The organism is Streptomyces globisporus C-1027 (assembly GCF_000261345.2).
Taxonomy (GTDB): domain Bacteria; phylum Actinomycetota; class Actinomycetes; order Streptomycetales; family Streptomycetaceae; genus Streptomyces; species Streptomyces pakalii.
Window position 1 is genome coordinate 1,161,278 of record NZ_CP013738.1, and the last position, 13,931, is coordinate 1,175,208.

13 protein-coding genes and 1 riboswitch are annotated in these 13,931 nt (G+C 72.1%); of the genes, 2 read left to right on the forward strand and 11 right to left on the reverse strand.

Annotation, left to right across the window (positions count from 1 at the left end):
• Nucleotides 1-371 precede the first annotated feature (371 nt).
• The gene (locus tag WQO_RS04945) at nucleotides 372-1,739 is read right to left on the reverse strand and encodes a peptidase C39 family protein (protein WP_010057391.1); all 1,368 of its coding nucleotides are present in this window, start codon (nucleotides 1,737-1,739) and stop codon (nucleotides 372-374) included.
• A gap of 233 nt (nucleotides 1,740-1,972) precedes the next feature.
• On the opposite strand from WQO_RS04945, the gene WQO_RS04950 reads away from it, so the two are divergent.
• Both WQO_RS04950 and WQO_RS04955 read left to right on the forward strand, forming a co-directional pair.
• Nucleotides 1,973-2,602, forward strand: coding sequence for a uridine kinase family protein (locus tag WQO_RS04950; protein ID WP_010057389.1), 630 nt, complete (start codon nucleotides 1,973-1,975; stop codon nucleotides 2,600-2,602).
• A 359-nt stretch (nucleotides 2,603-2,961) separates the two neighbouring features.
• The gene (locus WQO_RS04955; RefSeq protein WP_029181988.1) at nucleotides 2,962-4,866 is read left to right on the forward strand and encodes an AAA family ATPase; all 1,905 of its coding nucleotides are present in this window, start codon (nucleotides 2,962-2,964) and stop codon (nucleotides 4,864-4,866) included.
• Between the two features lie 66 nt (nucleotides 4,867-4,932).
• On the opposite strand, the gene WQO_RS04960 is transcribed toward WQO_RS04955, so the two are convergent.
• From WQO_RS04960 to ribD, 10 genes are all read right to left on the reverse strand, one after another.
• Nucleotides 4,933-6,039: a hemolysin family protein gene (locus WQO_RS04960; RefSeq protein ID WP_010057386.1), complete on the reverse strand. Its 1,107-nt coding sequence runs from the start codon at nucleotides 6,037-6,039 to the stop codon at nucleotides 4,933-4,935.
• Complete coding sequence (locus WQO_RS04965; RefSeq protein WP_058953878.1) at nucleotides 6,036-7,394, reverse strand: hemolysin family protein; 1,359 nt, start codon at nucleotides 7,392-7,394, stop codon at nucleotides 6,036-6,038. The genes WQO_RS04960 and WQO_RS04965 overlap by 4 nt, the downstream gene beginning before the upstream one ends.
• Before the next feature lie 191 nt (nucleotides 7,395-7,585).
• Nucleotides 7,586-8,056 carry a PH domain-containing protein gene (locus tag WQO_RS04970; RefSeq protein ID WP_010057384.1) on the reverse strand — a complete coding sequence of 157 codons (471 nt, stop codon included), beginning with the start codon at nucleotides 8,054-8,056 and terminating at the stop codon, nucleotides 7,586-7,588.
• 38 nt (nucleotides 8,057-8,094) lie between these two features.
• Nucleotides 8,095-8,943: an ATP phosphoribosyltransferase gene (gene hisG / locus WQO_RS04975; protein WP_006123138.1), complete on the reverse strand. Its 849-nt coding sequence runs from the start codon at nucleotides 8,941-8,943 to the stop codon at nucleotides 8,095-8,097.
• Between the two features lie 50 nt (nucleotides 8,944-8,993).
• Nucleotides 8,994-9,266: a phosphoribosyl-ATP diphosphatase gene (locus WQO_RS04980; RefSeq protein ID WP_003970410.1), complete on the reverse strand. Its 273-nt coding sequence runs from the start codon at nucleotides 9,264-9,266 to the stop codon at nucleotides 8,994-8,996.
• Between the two features lie 35 nt (nucleotides 9,267-9,301).
• The gene (gene ribH / locus WQO_RS04985; protein ID WP_003970409.1) at nucleotides 9,302-9,787 is read right to left on the reverse strand and encodes a 6,7-dimethyl-8-ribityllumazine synthase; all 486 of its coding nucleotides are present in this window, start codon (nucleotides 9,785-9,787) and stop codon (nucleotides 9,302-9,304) included.
• A 31-nt stretch (nucleotides 9,788-9,818) separates the two neighbouring features.
• Entirely contained in the window at nucleotides 9,819-11,117 is a 1,299-nt protein-coding gene (locus tag WQO_RS04990; RefSeq protein WP_010057378.1) for a bifunctional 3,4-dihydroxy-2-butanone-4-phosphate synthase/GTP cyclohydrolase II, read from the reverse strand.
• Nucleotides 11,114-11,758 carry a nicotinamide mononucleotide transporter family protein gene (locus WQO_RS04995; protein ID WP_010057377.1) on the reverse strand — a complete coding sequence of 215 codons (645 nt, stop codon included), beginning with the start codon at nucleotides 11,756-11,758 and terminating at the stop codon, nucleotides 11,114-11,116. Before WQO_RS04995 ends, WQO_RS04990 begins: the two co-directional genes overlap by 4 nt.
• Nucleotides 11,755-12,363: a riboflavin synthase gene (locus tag WQO_RS05000; protein WP_010057376.1), complete on the reverse strand. Its 609-nt coding sequence runs from the start codon at nucleotides 12,361-12,363 to the stop codon at nucleotides 11,755-11,757. Before WQO_RS05000 ends, WQO_RS04995 begins: the two co-directional genes overlap by 4 nt.
• Nucleotides 12,364-13,464 (reverse strand): bifunctional diaminohydroxyphosphoribosylaminopyrimidine deaminase/5-amino-6-(5-phosphoribosylamino)uracil reductase RibD, encoded by a 1,101-nt coding sequence (gene ribD, locus WQO_RS05005; RefSeq protein WP_010057375.1) that lies wholly within the window; start codon nucleotides 13,462-13,464, stop codon nucleotides 12,364-12,366.
• A 174-nt stretch (nucleotides 13,465-13,638) separates the two neighbouring features.
• Nucleotides 13,639-13,769: riboswitch (FMN riboswitch) on the reverse strand.
• Between the last annotated feature and the right edge of the window lie 162 nt (nucleotides 13,770-13,931).

Sequence of the window (13,931 nt, forward strand, 5' to 3'; positions counted from 1 at the left end):
GCCGCTCCTTGCGGGTCAGCTGGTCGTACCGCTTCACCCCGAGGTCGGCGAGAGTGAAGACGGCGGGGCAGGTGGGGCAGACGAGCGCCGTGTACTGGTAGATACGGCCCTGCGACTCGTACGGTCGGCGCAGGGCGTGCAGTTCGCCCTCGCACGCCGGACAGCGGCGGTCGACGGCCTCCTCATAGCTCCACCCCGCCTCGGCGAACCGCGCCGGGAACGGCTCTCCCAGCGCGACTCCCCACCGCTCCTGTGCCAGGTCGGCGACGGAACCCTGTGTGCCGACCTCGTCACTGCGCATGCTTCAACTGTGGCATCCCATGATCACCGCGCGCATACGTTTCGGGGGGATTCCCCTCGATCCGGCGGGGTCACACCAGCCCGAGCGACCTGAGGACCCGCTGCCGGGAAGGCGTCGGCCGGTCGGGCCAGTACACGTAACACACCCCGCCCGTCCCGCTCCTGACCTTCCCCTCGGCGTCGTACCGCTTGGTCCTGAGCCACACGTTCTCGAACTCGCGCCTGCGGTAGACCCGGCGTACCGCGTCGTTGTCGGGTGACGCGGGGTCGTTCGCGATGACGTCGCCCTCGGGGGTGAAGCCGATGACCGTCATCAGGTGGCCCGACGTGCCGTATCCGGCGCCGGTCAGCTCTTCCTTCAGGAAGGACTGGGAGGTGATGACGGGGATTCCGGCGCGGACCAGCCGCTCCACGTCGGTGAGCGAGCCGAGCCGGGTGACGACGGCGTTCATGTCGCGGTACGTGGCGGCGTAGGCGGCGTTGAACGGCCAGTTGCCGCAGCCCCCGTACTGGTAGTCGTAGGTGCTGCGGGCGGCGTGGCAGACCTGGGGGTCGGGCAGGCCGGGCTTGACCCAGGCGAGGTCCTCGGCGGTGGGCTTGCGGCCCCAGTACTCGATGATCATCTGCGAGGAGGTGGGGCTGCACCACGCCTCGCCGCCGTTGTCGTACTCGGGGTACTGCCCGATGTGGATGTTCTGCGAGTAGCGGGGCACGGGCAGTTCGCGGGCGGGCCCGGGGGCGGTCTCGGGCACGGTGAAGCGGTCGGGCACGCCGGAGGCCATCGCGCCGACCCGCCACACGGTCGGGGTGAGGCGGCTGCCGGGGGCGCGGTACAGCGTCAGCCGCAGCCGGAAGGAGACCAGGCGTACGCCGCTCGCCGGGTCGTCCACCGAGAGGGTGTCCGTCCACACGGTGCTGCGCGGGTCGCCCTGGCCGTCGACGGACGTACGCCGGATGTCGCCGTCGCCCGCCGCCCAGCGGCCCATCACGAACCAGGGGGTGTCGGTGCCGTCGGCGTACCGGCCGCTCAGCTCGACCTGGATCCAGGTGCCGGCCGGCGTACGGGCGTTCCAGGAGGCGATCACCTCGGTGGCCGGGACGGCGGAGCGGTGGACGGGCGAGGTCCAGGTGGCGTAGTCCCAGGCGGCCGTCTCCCCGGTGTGCGGGTCGGTGTGGTCGACGCGGCCGGCCGGGGTGGCGATCACCAGGCCGGGGCGGGCGCCGGGGAGGATCCGGGTGCCGTCGCCGGTGCCGCAGCGCCAGTCGGTGTAGGTGTGCCAGAAGCGGTTGTCCACGAGGGCCGCCGGGGGTGCGGAGGGGCCTGCGGGTGAGGACGGGGCGGCGGACGCGGGCGCGGCGGACGCGGCCACCGTGCCGGCGCCCGCCGCGGCGGCGAGCGCGGCGGTCAGAACGGTTCTGCGCGAAGTCGGACTGGTCATGGTCGTGACCCCCGGTCGGATGCGGAAGGTGGTCTGCGGATGCCGTGCGGTTCGGTGCGGTGGGGATGCCGTGCGGTTGGGTTCGGATGCCGTGCGGTTCGCCAACTATCCCGGCTCCGGGGCGGATCGGGCCAGCGGTTCGGCGGTCGCCGCCGAACCAATATGGGTCTGGACCACTGGCATGACCTGCGGCGGTTCCCCGGCGCCCGCGTGCCGGAACGTACCCTGGGGCCATGGACGACCTGGCCCGCCACGCCGATGACCTCGCCGCACTGCCCCCCTCCTGCGGGCCGGTCCGGCTCGTCGCGGTCGACGGACACGCCGGTTCGGGCAAGAGCACCTTCGCCACCCGCCTCGCGGCGGCGCTGGGCGGTGCCCCGGTCCTCCATCTGGACGATCTCGCCACGCACGAGGAGCTGTTCGGCTGGACGGGGCGGCTGCGGGAGCAGGTGCTCGGACCGCTCTCGCGCGGCGAGCGCGCCCGCTACGCCCCGTACGACTGGACGGAGCGCCGCTTCGCACCGGCGCGGGCCCTGGAGCCGGCCCCGGTGGTGCTGGTGGAGGGGGTCGGCGCGGGACGCCGGGAGGTGCGGCCGTGGCTGGCGGCGCTGTGCTGGATGGAGCTGGACCGGGAGACGTCCTGGGAGCGGGGCCGGCGCCGGGACGGGGCCGGGCTCACCGGGTTCTGGGACGGGTGGACGCTCGCCGAGGAACGCCACTTCGCGGGGGACCCCTCCCGGCCGTACGCCGACGCGCTGGTACGCCAGTTGCCCGAGGGGTACGCGTGGCTGCCGGGGCCCGGGGCGACAGCGGGAGCGAACCGGAACGTGACATACCGTAGCCACGGCACCGCGCCATACTGAGCAGTCGGAAATCAGCTCAACAGAGCCTCAACTCCGCTTGACCGGCGGGCCTTACTGGTCTTACGTTCTCATTGTGCGGCTTTTCGGAGCCCCCGCAGACGCGAAGCCCCCGGTTGTTCCCCCGTGATCGGGGGCTTCGCTCTGTGCTCACCGCACCGCTCCGGCGACTACGCAGAGCGATCCACTCACCCTCGGTGACCACCCCTGAGGGTCGGCCGTTGCGCCGCCACTCCCCCTGTGCGCGGGTACGATGCACCTCGGTGTGGTCAATTCCCTTCCTCCACGCCGTGATTCAGCACGCTCAGGTGGGCATGCTGTGCGGGCGGGACATCCTGGGGGCACGGTTTGTGGGGGACCTGATGGACATCGGCACACAGGGCGCTGGAGCCCCCGCCGACCTCGCCTGGCTGCGTGGCCTGGACGCCTACACGATGGGCGCCTACCCGCAGGCCGAGGAGGAGTTCAGAGCCGCGGTGCGGTTCGATCCCGGCATGGCGGACGGCTGGCTCGGCCTCCACGCGCTGCGCATCGACACCACCACGGCCCTGCTACGCATGTACCGGCACCGCGACCGCTTCGGCGAACAGCGCGCCCGCCACCGCCGTACGCTCAACTCCTGGTACTGGCTGGGCTGGTGGGTGCAGCCGGTGCTGGAAAGCCCGCGGGATCTGCTGCTGGCGCACGCCTCGCACTGGCTGGACGGGCGCCATGTACCCGAGCTGGACCGGGCGTTGGCCGGTCTGCCGCCGGTGGACACGGACCCGCAGGTGCGGTTCCTGCACGCCTGCCGCTCGTATCTGGTCAAGGACTGGGAGCAGTTGGTGCGCTGCACCGAGCAGCTCGTCGACGATCCGATGCTGGGCATCGAGGCGGGTCTGTTCGGCGGGATGGCCCGGGTGCGGCTGGAGATGTTCGGGCAGGCGGAGCCGCTGCTGTCGGCCGCGCTGATGCGCTGTCGCAGCGAGCAGCCGCAGCGCAAGGAGCTGCGCTACTGGCTGGCGCGGGCCCATGAGGGCACCGGCCGCAGCGCCGCCGCCCTGCCGCTCTACCGGGCGGTGCACCGGGTGGACCCGGCGTTCATGGACACCTCCGCCCGGCTGGCGGCGCTCGTGGAGGGCGACGGGTTCGACGAGTCGGCGGATCTGGCCGCCGTGTCCCTGACCGGTTTCGGTTCGGGGGGCGCGGGGGCGGAGGCCCAGCCGGAGGGCGACGCGCTGCTCGGCACCGATCTGGTGGAAGGGCGCGAGTCCTGGCCGGTGAGCGAGGCGGGGCTGCTCGGCGACGATCCGGTCCCCGGTCCGCCCGTTCCCGTCGAGGGGGCCCGGCGCACGAAGACCCGCAAGCCGCCGCCCTTCCCGGCCGGACCCAGCGATCCCGTCCTGCTGGCCGAAGCACTGGCACAGCTGGAGCGGATGGTCGGCATGGAGCCGGTCAAGCGGCAGGTCAAGGCGCTGTCGGCGCAGTTGAACATGGCCCGGCTGCGCGCCGAGCAGGGGCTGCCCGTGCAGCCGCCGAAGCGCCACTTCGTCTTCTCCGGGCCCTCCGGCACCGGCAAGACCACGGTGGCCCGCATCCTGGGCCGGGTCTTCTACGCCCTCGGGCTGCTCGGCGGCGATCACCTGGTCGAGGCCCAGCGCTCGGATCTGGTCGGGGAGTTCCTGGGCCAGACGGCGGTGAAGGCGAACGAGCTGATCGACTCGGCGCTCGGCGGGGTGCTGTTCGTCGACGAGGCGTACAGCCTGGCCAACTCCGGTTACAGCAAGGGCGACGCGTACGGCGACGAGGCGTTGCAGGTGCTCCTCAAGCGGGCCGAGGACAACCGGGACCATCTCGTCGTCATCCTCGCGGGGTATCCGGAGGGCATGGACCGGCTGCTCGCCACCAACCCGGGGCTCTCCTCCCGGTTCACCACCCGGGTCGACTTCCCCAGCTACCGGCCGCTCGAACTCACCGCGATCGGCAGTGTCCTGGCCGCGGAGAACGACGACGTGTGGGACGAGGAGGCGGTGGACGAGCTGCGCTCCATCAGCGGCCATGTGGTGGACCAGGGGTGGATCGACGAGCTGGGCAACGGCCGTTTCCTGCGGACGCTGTACGAGAAGAGCTGCGCCTACCGTGATCTGCGGCTCTCCGGCTACCCGGGCGAGCTGACCCGCGAGGACCTGTCGACGCTGCGGCTGGCGGATCTGATGCAGGCCTACGGCGAGGTGCTGTCGGGGCGCGGTGCGGTGGGCCGGGGCAAGCAGGAGCCGGGCGCGGTGTGAGGGCCGGGCCGGGAGCGTTCGCTCCCGGCCCGGCCCTCACCACCGGTTCAGCGCACGAAGGCTGTCTCAGTGCACCAGGGCCCCGGACGGCGGCCGCCCCGGTGTCCCGGGGACGTCCACCGTACGTCGGGGCACGGACACCACCCGGTGGGCCGGGTCGCGTACCTCCCCCACCAGCATCTCCAGGACGTCCTCCATGGCGACCAGGCCGAGGACCCGGCCCGATCCGTCGGCGACCTGGGCCAGGTGCGTCGCGGCGCGGCGCATCACGGTCAGCGCGTCGTCCAGCGGGAGTTCGGCCCGTACGGTCGCCATCGGACGCCAGATCTGCTGCGGGACCGCGCGGTCGGCGTCCTCCAGCTCCAGGACGTCCTTGACGTGGAGGTAGCCCATGAAGGGGCCGCCGCCCTCCGCGCAGACCGGGAAGCGGGAGAAGCCGGTGCGTACCGTCAGCTCCTCGATCCGGCGCGGAGTCACCGACGGGTCGACGGTGATCAGGGACGCCCGCTCCAGCAGGACGTCGGCGACGGGCCTGCTGCCCAGTTCGAGGGCGTCCTCCAGGCGCGTCGCCGCCTCCGGTCCGAGGAGGCCGGCCTGTCCGGAGTCCTCCACCAGCCGGTTGAGCTGCTGACTGGTGAAGACGGCCTCCACCTCGTCCTTCGGCTCGACGCCGAAGAGCCGCAGCACCAGGCCGGCGCAGGCGCCGAGCGCGGTGGTGACCGGGCGGCAGAGCCGGGCGAAGGCGACCAGGCCGGGGCTCAGCCACAGCGCGGTCCGCTCGGGCGCCGCCATCGCGAGGTTCTTCGGGACCATCTCGCCGATGACCAGGTGCAGAACGACCACGGACAGGAGCGCGAGGGCGAAGCCGAGGGGGTGGACGAGCCCGTCGGGGACGTGCGCCGCGTGGAAGACCGGCTCCAGGAGGTGGGCGACGGTCGGCTCGGCGACGGCTCCGAGGGTGAGGGAGCAGACGGTGATGCCGAACTGGGCGGCGGCCATCATCTGCGGCAGGTTCTCCAGGCCGTGCAGGACGGTGCGGGCCCGGCCCGACCCCTGTGCGGCCAGCGGTTCGATCTGGCTGCGGCGGACCGAGACGAGGGCGAACTCCGCGCCGACGAAGAAGCCGTTCGCCAGCACGAGCAGGGCGGCGAGGAGGAGTTGGAGCAGGCTCATCGGGCGGCCTCCAGCAGACCTGGTACGGCCGGTTCCGGCAGCGGGTCGCCCGTCCGGGTGAACCGGACGCGTTCGGCGCGGTTGTGGCCGACCTGGCGGACGGTGATCCGCCAGCCGGGGAGTTCGGCCCGGTCGCCGGGGGCGGGGATGCGGCCCAGGAGTTCCGCGACGAGCCCGGCGACGGTCTCGTACGGTCCGTCGGGGACGTCCAGGCCGCCGCGGCGCAGGGTGTGGACCCGGCAGCTGCCCTCGGCGTCCCAGGCGGGGCGGCCGTCCTCGGCGGTGGCGGCGGTCAGCTCGGGGCGGCCCGCGCCCTCGGCGTCGTGCTCGTCGCGGACCTCGCCGACGAGCTCCTCGATGATGTCCTCCAGGGTGACGACACCGGCGGTGCCGCCGTACTCGTCGACGACCACGGCTATCGGCTGTTCGTGGCGCAGCCGCCGCAGCAGATGCTCCACCGGCAGGGTGCCGGGCACCAGGAGCGGGGCGACGGCGATCCGGCCGGCCGGGGTGCGCAGACGCTCGTGCGCGGGGACGGCGAGGGCGTCCTTGAGGTGGACCATGCCGATGACCTCGTCGATGCGGTCCCGGTAGACCGGGAAGCGGGAGAGGCCGGTGGCGCGGGTGAGGTTGAGGACGTCCTCGGCGGTGGCGGAGGAGTGCAGGGCGCTGACCTTCACCCGGGGCGTCATGACGTGCTGGGCGGTGAGTCCGGCGAGCGAGAGGGTCCGGACGAAGAGGTCGGCGGTGTCCTGTTCCAGGGCCCCGGCCTCGGCGGAGTGCCGGGCGAGGGAGACCAGTTCGCCCGGGGTGCGGGCGGAGGCCAGTTCGTCGGTGGGCTCGACGCCCAGAAGGCGGACCAGCCGGTTGGCCAGGGTGTTGAGGAGGGTGATGACCGGGCGCAGGAGGGCCGCGAAGCGGGCCTGCGGTCCGGCGACGAAGCGGGCCACCTGGAGCGGCCGGGAGACCGCCCAGTTCTTCGGCACGAGTTCGCCGACGATCATCTGGACGGCGGAGGCCAGCAGCATGCCGACGACGACCGCGACACCGGACACGGCGCCCGCGGGCAGTCCGGTGGCCGTGAGCGGTCCGGCGAGCAGCTGGGCGAGGGCCGGTTCGGCGAGCATGCCCACCACCAAGGAGGTGAGGGTGATGCCGAGCTGGGTGCCGGAGAGCTGGAAGGAGAGCTCGCGCAGGGCGCGGACGACGGTACGGGCCCGTCGGTCGCCCTCGGCGGCGGCTCGTTCGGCGTCGGGCCGGTCCACGGTGACGAGCCCGAATTCGGCTGCCACGAAGAAGCCGTTGGCGAGGATGAGGAGGAAGGCCGCCGCGAGGAGCAGCAGAGGGGTGGTCATGAGGCCGCCGCCTCCGGGGAAGGGGCGGCGCAGGTACTACCGGACGATCCGTCCATTGCTGGAGGGAGTCACTCCTTGGGTCGCAGGAAGAACCCCGCGGGCCCGGTGGGGCCGTGGTACGGGCGGGGCGGGGCGCACGGGGCGCCGCCGCCCACCAGAGTAGACAAGAAGGCCCCGTGCCGGGCAGGGGCTCAGCCGCCGGCGGGAGTGTCGGCGCCGCCGGCGCCGCGCGCCTCGGCGAGGGAGCGCAGCGCGCGGGCGTCGCGGATGGCCTGCTCCTTGGCCAGACCGGGCTGGATGCCGAGGGCGGGCAGGCTGGTGCCGTCGCTGAGGTCGAGGAAGACCCAGGGGTCGCCGGAGCGCAGGTTGACGCGGAGGATCTCCTCCCACGCCAGCCTGCGGGTCCGGGTGAGGTTGACGACGGTGACCCCGGTGTCGTCGGCGGCGACCCGGGGCCTGCTGAGCAGGGCCAGGACGCCGAAGAACAGCGCCGCGATGAAAACGAAGCTGGCCCGCTCCCCCGGGTTGAGCCGCTCCAGCATCAGCGCGACGGCGGTGATGACGAGGAACATCGCCAGGCCCACGCTCAGCAGGACCACCCGGGTGAGGGTGGGCCGGAAGGTGACCGGCAGGGTGGGGAGTTCGGGCCTGGGCGCGGACATCGGGGTCTTCTCTCGGGAGGTGCGGGCGGCCGGGGCCGTCAGAGGCGGCAGGCGTGGATGGCCGTGGTGAGGATGGCGCGGGCGCCGAGCTCGTACAGGTCGTCCATGATCCGCTGGGCCTCCTTGGCGGCGACCATGGAGCGGACGGCGACCCAGCCCTCGTGGTGCAGCGGGGAGATGGTCGGCGATTCCAGGCCCGGGGTGAGGGCCACGGCGCGCTCCAGGTGCTCGACGCGGCAGTCGTAGTCCATCATCACGTAGGACCGGGCGACCAGGACGCCCTGGAGGCGGCGGAGGAACTGCTGCACCTTGGGGTCGTCGGCGGGGGCGCCGGTGCGGCGGATCACCACGGCTTCCGACTTCATGATCGGCTCGCCGATGATTTCGAGGCCCGCGTTGCGCATGCTGGTGCCGGTCTCGACGACGTCGGCGATGATCTGGGCGACGCCGAGCTCGATGGCGGTCTCGACGGCGCCGTCGAGGTGCACGACGGAGGCGTCGACGCCCTCGTCGGCCAGGTGCTTGGCGACGATGCCCTCGTAGGACGTGGCGATCGTCATGCCGGTGAAGTCCTTGGGGCCGGTGGCCGTGCCGGGCTTCGTGGCGTAGCGGAAGGTGGAGCGGGCGAAGCCGAGCTGGAGGATCTCCTCGGCGTCCGCCCCCGAGTCCAGCAGCAGGTCGCGTCCGGTGATGCCGATGTCCAGCTTGCCGGAACTGACGTAGATCGCGATGTCGCGCGGCCGCAGGTAGAAGAACTCGACCTCGTTCGTCGGGTCGACGAGGACCAGTTCCTTCGACTCCTTGCGCTGCCGGTAGCCCGCCTCATGGAGCATCGCCATCGCAGGCCCGGAGATTGCACCCTTGTTGGGGACGGCGATGCGCAGCATGAGGTCAGGTTTCCTTTGAGCGAAGGGGTTGTGGGACGGACGGGGTGTGCTCAGAGATGGGCGTAGACGTCGTCGAGCGAGATCCCGCGGGCGACCATCATCACCTGGACGTGGTACAGCAGCTGGGAGATCTCCTCGGCGGCGGCTTCCTTGCCCTCGTACTCGGCGGCCATCCAGACCTCGGCGGCCTCCTCGACGACCTTCTTGCCGATGGCATGGACGCCCTTGTCCACCAGCTCGGCGGTGCGGGAAGTCGCGGGGTCGCCCTCGGCGGCCTTGAGCTGGAGCTCGGTGAAGAGCTCTTCGAAGGTTTTGTTGGCCATGATGGTCCTCAGAATACGGGGTCGCCGGGGCGCACTCAGCGCCAGGGTTCGCTGACGGTCCGCAGCGTGGCGGCGGTGGCGACGGCGGCGGTGACCGCTTCGTGCCCCTTGTCCTCGTTGGACCCTTCGAGCCCGGCCCGGTCGAGCGCCTGCTCCTCGGTGTCGCAGGTCAGTACGCCGAAGCCGACGGGAACACCGGTGTCGACGGTGACCTGGGTGAGGCCGAGGGTGACGCCCTGGGAGACGTACTCGAAGTGGGGGGTGCCGCCGCGGATGACCACGCCGAGGGCGACGATCGCGTCGTAGCCGCGTCCGGCGAGCACCTTGGCGACGACGGGCAGCTCGAAGGAGCCGGGGACCCTGAGCAGGGTCGGCTCGTCGATGCCCAGCTCGTGCAGGGCGCGCAGCGCGCCGTCGACGAGTCCGTCCATGACCTTCTCGTGCCACTGGGCCGCGATCACGGCCACGCGCAGGTCGCCGCAGTTGCGTACGGACAGTTCGGGTGCACCCTTGCCGCTCATGTCTCTCCTGTTGCTGGTTAAGAGGTGATCGTTACTGGTTGGCGCAGGTAGACGCCGGGGTTCCGTCGAGCCACGGCAGATCGTGGCCCATGCGGTCACGCTTGGTGCGCAGGTAGCGCAGATTGTGCTCGCCCGCCTGGACGGGCATGGGCTCGCGGCCGGTGACGGCGAGTCCGTGGCGGACGACGGCCGCGGTCTTCTCGGGGTTGTTGGTCATCAGCCGCAGGCTGGTGACGCCGAGGTCCTTGAGGATCCGGGCGCCCGCCGCGTAGTCGCGGGCGTCGGCGGGCAGGCCGAGCTCCAGGTTGGCGTCGAGGGTGTCGACGCCGCGCTCCTGGAGTTCGTACGCGCGGAGCTTGGAGAGCAGGCCGATGCCGCGTCCCTCGTGGCCGCGGAGGTAGACGACGACGCCCCGGCCCGCTTCGGTGATGCGCCGCATGGAGGCGTGCAGCTGGGGGCCGCAGTCGCAGCGCTGGGACTGGAAGATGTCGCCGGTCAGGCATTCGGAGTGGATGCGGACGAGGACGTCCTCGCCGTCGCCGATGTCGCCGTGGACCAGGGCGACGTGTTCGACGCCGTCGGCGATGGAGCGGTAGCCGTACGCGGTGAAGTCGCCGAACGCGGTGGGCAGCCGGGGCTGCGCCTCGCGGCGGACGGTCGGCTCGTTGCTGCGGCGGTAGGCGATCAGGTCCTCGATGGAGATGATCGTCAGGCCGTGCTTGCGCGCGAACGGGACCAGCTCGGGCAGCCGGAGCATCACGCCGTCCTCGCCCGCGATCTCGACGATGGCCCCGGCGGGGCGCAGTCCGGCGAGCCGGGCGAGGTCGACGGCGGCCTCGGTGTGGCCGTTGCGGACGAGGACGCCGCCGGAGCGGGCGCGCAGCGGGAAGATGTGGCCGGGCCGGACGAAGTCGCCGGGTCCCGCGACGCCGCCCGCGAGCATCCGCAGGGTGGTGGCGCGGTCGGCGGCGGAGATGCCGGTGGTGACGCCGTGGGCGGCGGAGGCGTCGACGGAGACCGTGAAGGCGGTCTGCATCGACTCGGTGTTGTCCTCGACCATCTGCGGGAGTTCGAGGCGCTCCAGCTCGTCGCTCTCCATGGGCGCGCAGATCAGGCCGCGGCACTCGCTCATCATGAAGGCGACGATCTCGGGGGTGGCCTTCTCGGCGGCGATGACGAGGTCGCCCTCGTTCTCGCGGTCCTCGTCGTCCACGACGACGACGGGGCGGCCGGCGGCGATGTCACGGATGGCCTGCTCGACCGGGTCCAGGGAGAGGTTCTCGGCGAGCGGGTCGTGGCCGGGGTGCAGCCAGGTGGGCTGAGCAGTCATGCCGTGGCTCCTTCCAGAGCGGGTGTCCGCGTACGCAGCCACCAGTCGCGCATGCCCCACAGGACGAGGGCGCCGTAGATGATGTAGACGAAGCCGGAGAAGGCGAAGCCGTTGGCGAAGTTCAGCGGGACGCCGACGAGGTCGACGAGCAGCCAGGCGAACCAGAACTCGACCATGCCGCGGGCCTGGGCGTACATCGCGACGACCGTGCCGACGAAGATGTACGCGTCCGGCCACGGGTCCCAGGACAGCGAGGGGAAGGCGGTGAACAGGCCGCCGACGGCGAGGGTGCCCAGCGCGGCGCCGCCGATCAGCACGCCGCGCTCGCGCCAGGTGGCGAAGCGGACGGCGATGGAGCCGTCCTGGGCCTGCTGCCTGCCGCGGTTCCAGGACCACCAGCCCCACAGGGCGACGACGATGACGACCAGCTGCTTGCCCGCGCTGCCGGAGAGGTGGGCGGAGGCGAAGGCGACGAGCAGGATCACGCCGGAGAGGAGCTGGGCGGGCCAGGTCCAGATGGAGCGCCGCCAGCCGAGGGCCAGGGCGATCAGGCCGATGATGTTGCCGATCATGTCCGACCACTTGATGTGCTGGCCGAACACGGTGAAGGCCTCGGAGTTGAGCCAGGACGCGGCGTTCATCGCGGGTCCTGTCCGGCCCGGTCGCCGAGCATCCGCTCGACGTACTTGGCGATGACGTCCACTTCCAGGTTGACCGGGTCGCCGGGCTGCTTGTGGCCGAGCGTGGTCAGGGCGAGGGTGGTGGGGATGAGGCTGATGGTGAAGTAGTCGGCCGCCGCGTCGACGACGGTGAGGCTGACGCCGTCGACGGTGATGGAGCCCTTCTCCACGACGTACCGGGTCAGCTCGGGCGGCAGGGAGACCTTGACGATCTCCCAGTGCTCGGAGGGGGTGCGCTCGACAATGGTGCCGGTGCCGTCCACATGGCCCTGGACGAGGTGTCCGCCGAGCCGGCCGCCGAGCGCCATCGGGCGCTCCAGGTTGACCCGGGAACCGGGGGCGAGCGCGCCGAGGCTGGAGCGCTTCAGCGTCTCGGCCATCACGTCGGCGGTGAATTCCCCGTCGCCGGTGTCCACGACGGTGAGGCAGACCCCGTTCACCGCGATGGAGTCGCCGTGCTGGGCGCCCTCGGTGACGAGGGGGCCGCGCAGCCGGAAGCGGGAGGCGTCGGCGAGCTGCTCGACGGCGGTGACCTCACCCAGTTCTTCGACAATTCCGGTGAACACTCAGTTTCCCTTCCGAGCAGGGGCGGGGACGGCGGTGACCCGCAGATCGGGGCCGATCGGCACGGTCTCGGTCACATCGAGGCGCAACGCCTGGGAGATGGTGGAGATTCCGGCGTCGGCGAGGGCGGCGGGGCCCGCGCCGAGCAGGACCGGGGCGAGATAGCCGACGACCTTGTCGACCTTTCCGGCGGCGACGAAGGCGCCCGCGAGGGTGGGGCCGCCTTCGAGGAGTACGGAGCGGACGCCCCGGGTGTGCAGGGCTTCGAGGAGGGCGTCGAGGTCGAGTCCGGGGCCGGTGGCGGCGCGGGGCAGCCGCAGGACGGCGGCCTCGGGGAGGTGGCCGGCCGGGGCGTCCTCGGCGACGGCGATCAGGGTGGGCGCGGTGGCGTCCAGGACCCGGGCGCCGGGCTTCACGGCGGCGGCGTTCGTGTCGACGACGACCCGCAGCGGCTGGGTGGCGCCGTCGATGCCGCGTACGCCCAGCTGGGGGTCGTCGGTGCGGGCGGTGCCGGAGCCGACGAGCACGGCGTCGGCCTCGGCGCGCAGCCGGTGGACGTCGGCGCGGGCCTCGGGCGAGGTGATCCAGCGGCTGGTGGCGTCGGCGGCGGCGATACGGCCGTCGAGGGTCGCCGCGTACTTCCACAGGACGTACGGCCGCCCGAGGCGCACCGAGGTCAGCCAGGCGGCGTTGCCCGCCTCGGCCTCCTCGGCGAGGAGGCCCTGCTCCGCCTGGACACCGGCCGCGCGCAGGGTGTCGGCGCCGCCGGTGGCCTGCGGGTTCGGGTCGCCGACCGCGTACACGACGCGGCTGATCCCGGCGGCCAGGAGGGCCTGGGCGCAGGGGCCGGTGCGGCCGGTGTGGTTACAGGGTTCGAGGGTGACGTATGCGGTGCCGCCACGGGCCCGGTCGCCGGCCGCGCGCAGGGCGTGGACCTCGGCGTGCGGCCCTCCGGCGCGCTGATGGAAGCCTTCACCGGCCACAGCTCCGGCGGCGTCGGTGATCACACATCCGACGACCGGATTGGGGCTGGTGGAGCCGAGACCGCGGGCGGCGAGCGTGATCGCTCGGCGCATGGCGGTGATGTCGGCTGCGGTGTCCACCGGGTCCTCCTGCCTCTTCGGGCACGGACTCCGGGGCCTGTCGATGACGACAGAGAAAGCAGATCACCAGCGAGAACGCCGCGAACCCGAGGACGGGAAACGCCAGGAACGCACGGCGTCCCGGGACATTCCCGGCCATGCGTCCGCCGACGGCGGCGTACCGATGACGAACCGCCGCGCACTGCCTCCCATCCGGACTTTAACCGTCGGTCCAGGAATTTCACCTGGTCAACCGGCCGCTGGCTGCGGACGGGTCGCGGACTGTAACCGCCGGTTCGGAATTGCACCGACCCCGGAGTGCGCTGCTACTGGTACGGAACCAGTCTGCCACGGACGTCTCTCGACCATGCGGGTGAGCACTGTGGGCTGGGTCACAGGATCCATGGATGGCGTCACGTTGGGTCACGGAAAACGTGGCGCGTTCCCGTCGGGACGAACGCGACAACGTAGTCATTCACGAAGTTGAG

What these genes read in the sequence shown, in the direction of transcription:
- WQO_RS04945 (WP_010057391.1), bottom strand. Translation starts at nt 1,739, where the DNA reads ATGACCAGTCCGACTTCGCGCAGAACCGTTCTGACCGCCGCGCTCGCC.
- WQO_RS04950 (WP_010057389.1), top strand. Translation starts at nt 1,973, where the DNA reads ATGGACGACCTGGCCCGCCACGCCGATGACCTCGCCGCACTGCCCCCC.
- WQO_RS04955 (WP_029181988.1), top strand. Translation starts at nt 2,962, where the DNA reads ATGGACATCGGCACACAGGGCGCTGGAGCCCCCGCCGACCTCGCCTGG.
- WQO_RS04960 (WP_010057386.1), bottom strand. Translation starts at nt 6,039, where the DNA reads ATGAGCCTGCTCCAACTCCTCCTCGCCGCCCTGCTCGTGCTGGCGAAC.
- WQO_RS04965 (WP_058953878.1), bottom strand. Translation starts at nt 7,394, where the DNA reads ATGACCACCCCTCTGCTGCTCCTCGCGGCGGCCTTCCTCCTCATCCTC.
- WQO_RS04970 (WP_010057384.1), bottom strand. Translation starts at nt 8,056, where the DNA reads ATGTCCGCGCCCAGGCCCGAACTCCCCACCCTGCCGGTCACCTTCCGG.
- hisG (WP_006123138.1), bottom strand. Translation starts at nt 8,943, where the DNA reads ATGCTGCGCATCGCCGTCCCCAACAAGGGTGCAATCTCCGGGCCTGCG.
- WQO_RS04980 (WP_003970410.1), bottom strand. Translation starts at nt 9,266, where the DNA reads ATGGCCAACAAAACCTTCGAAGAGCTCTTCACCGAGCTCCAGCTCAAG.
- ribH (WP_003970409.1), bottom strand. Translation starts at nt 9,787, where the DNA reads ATGAGCGGCAAGGGTGCACCCGAACTGTCCGTACGCAACTGCGGCGAC.
- WQO_RS04990 (WP_010057378.1), bottom strand. Translation starts at nt 11,117, where the DNA reads ATGACTGCTCAGCCCACCTGGCTGCACCCCGGCCACGACCCGCTCGCC.
- WQO_RS04995 (WP_010057377.1), bottom strand. Translation starts at nt 11,758, where the DNA reads ATGAACGCCGCGTCCTGGCTCAACTCCGAGGCCTTCACCGTGTTCGGC.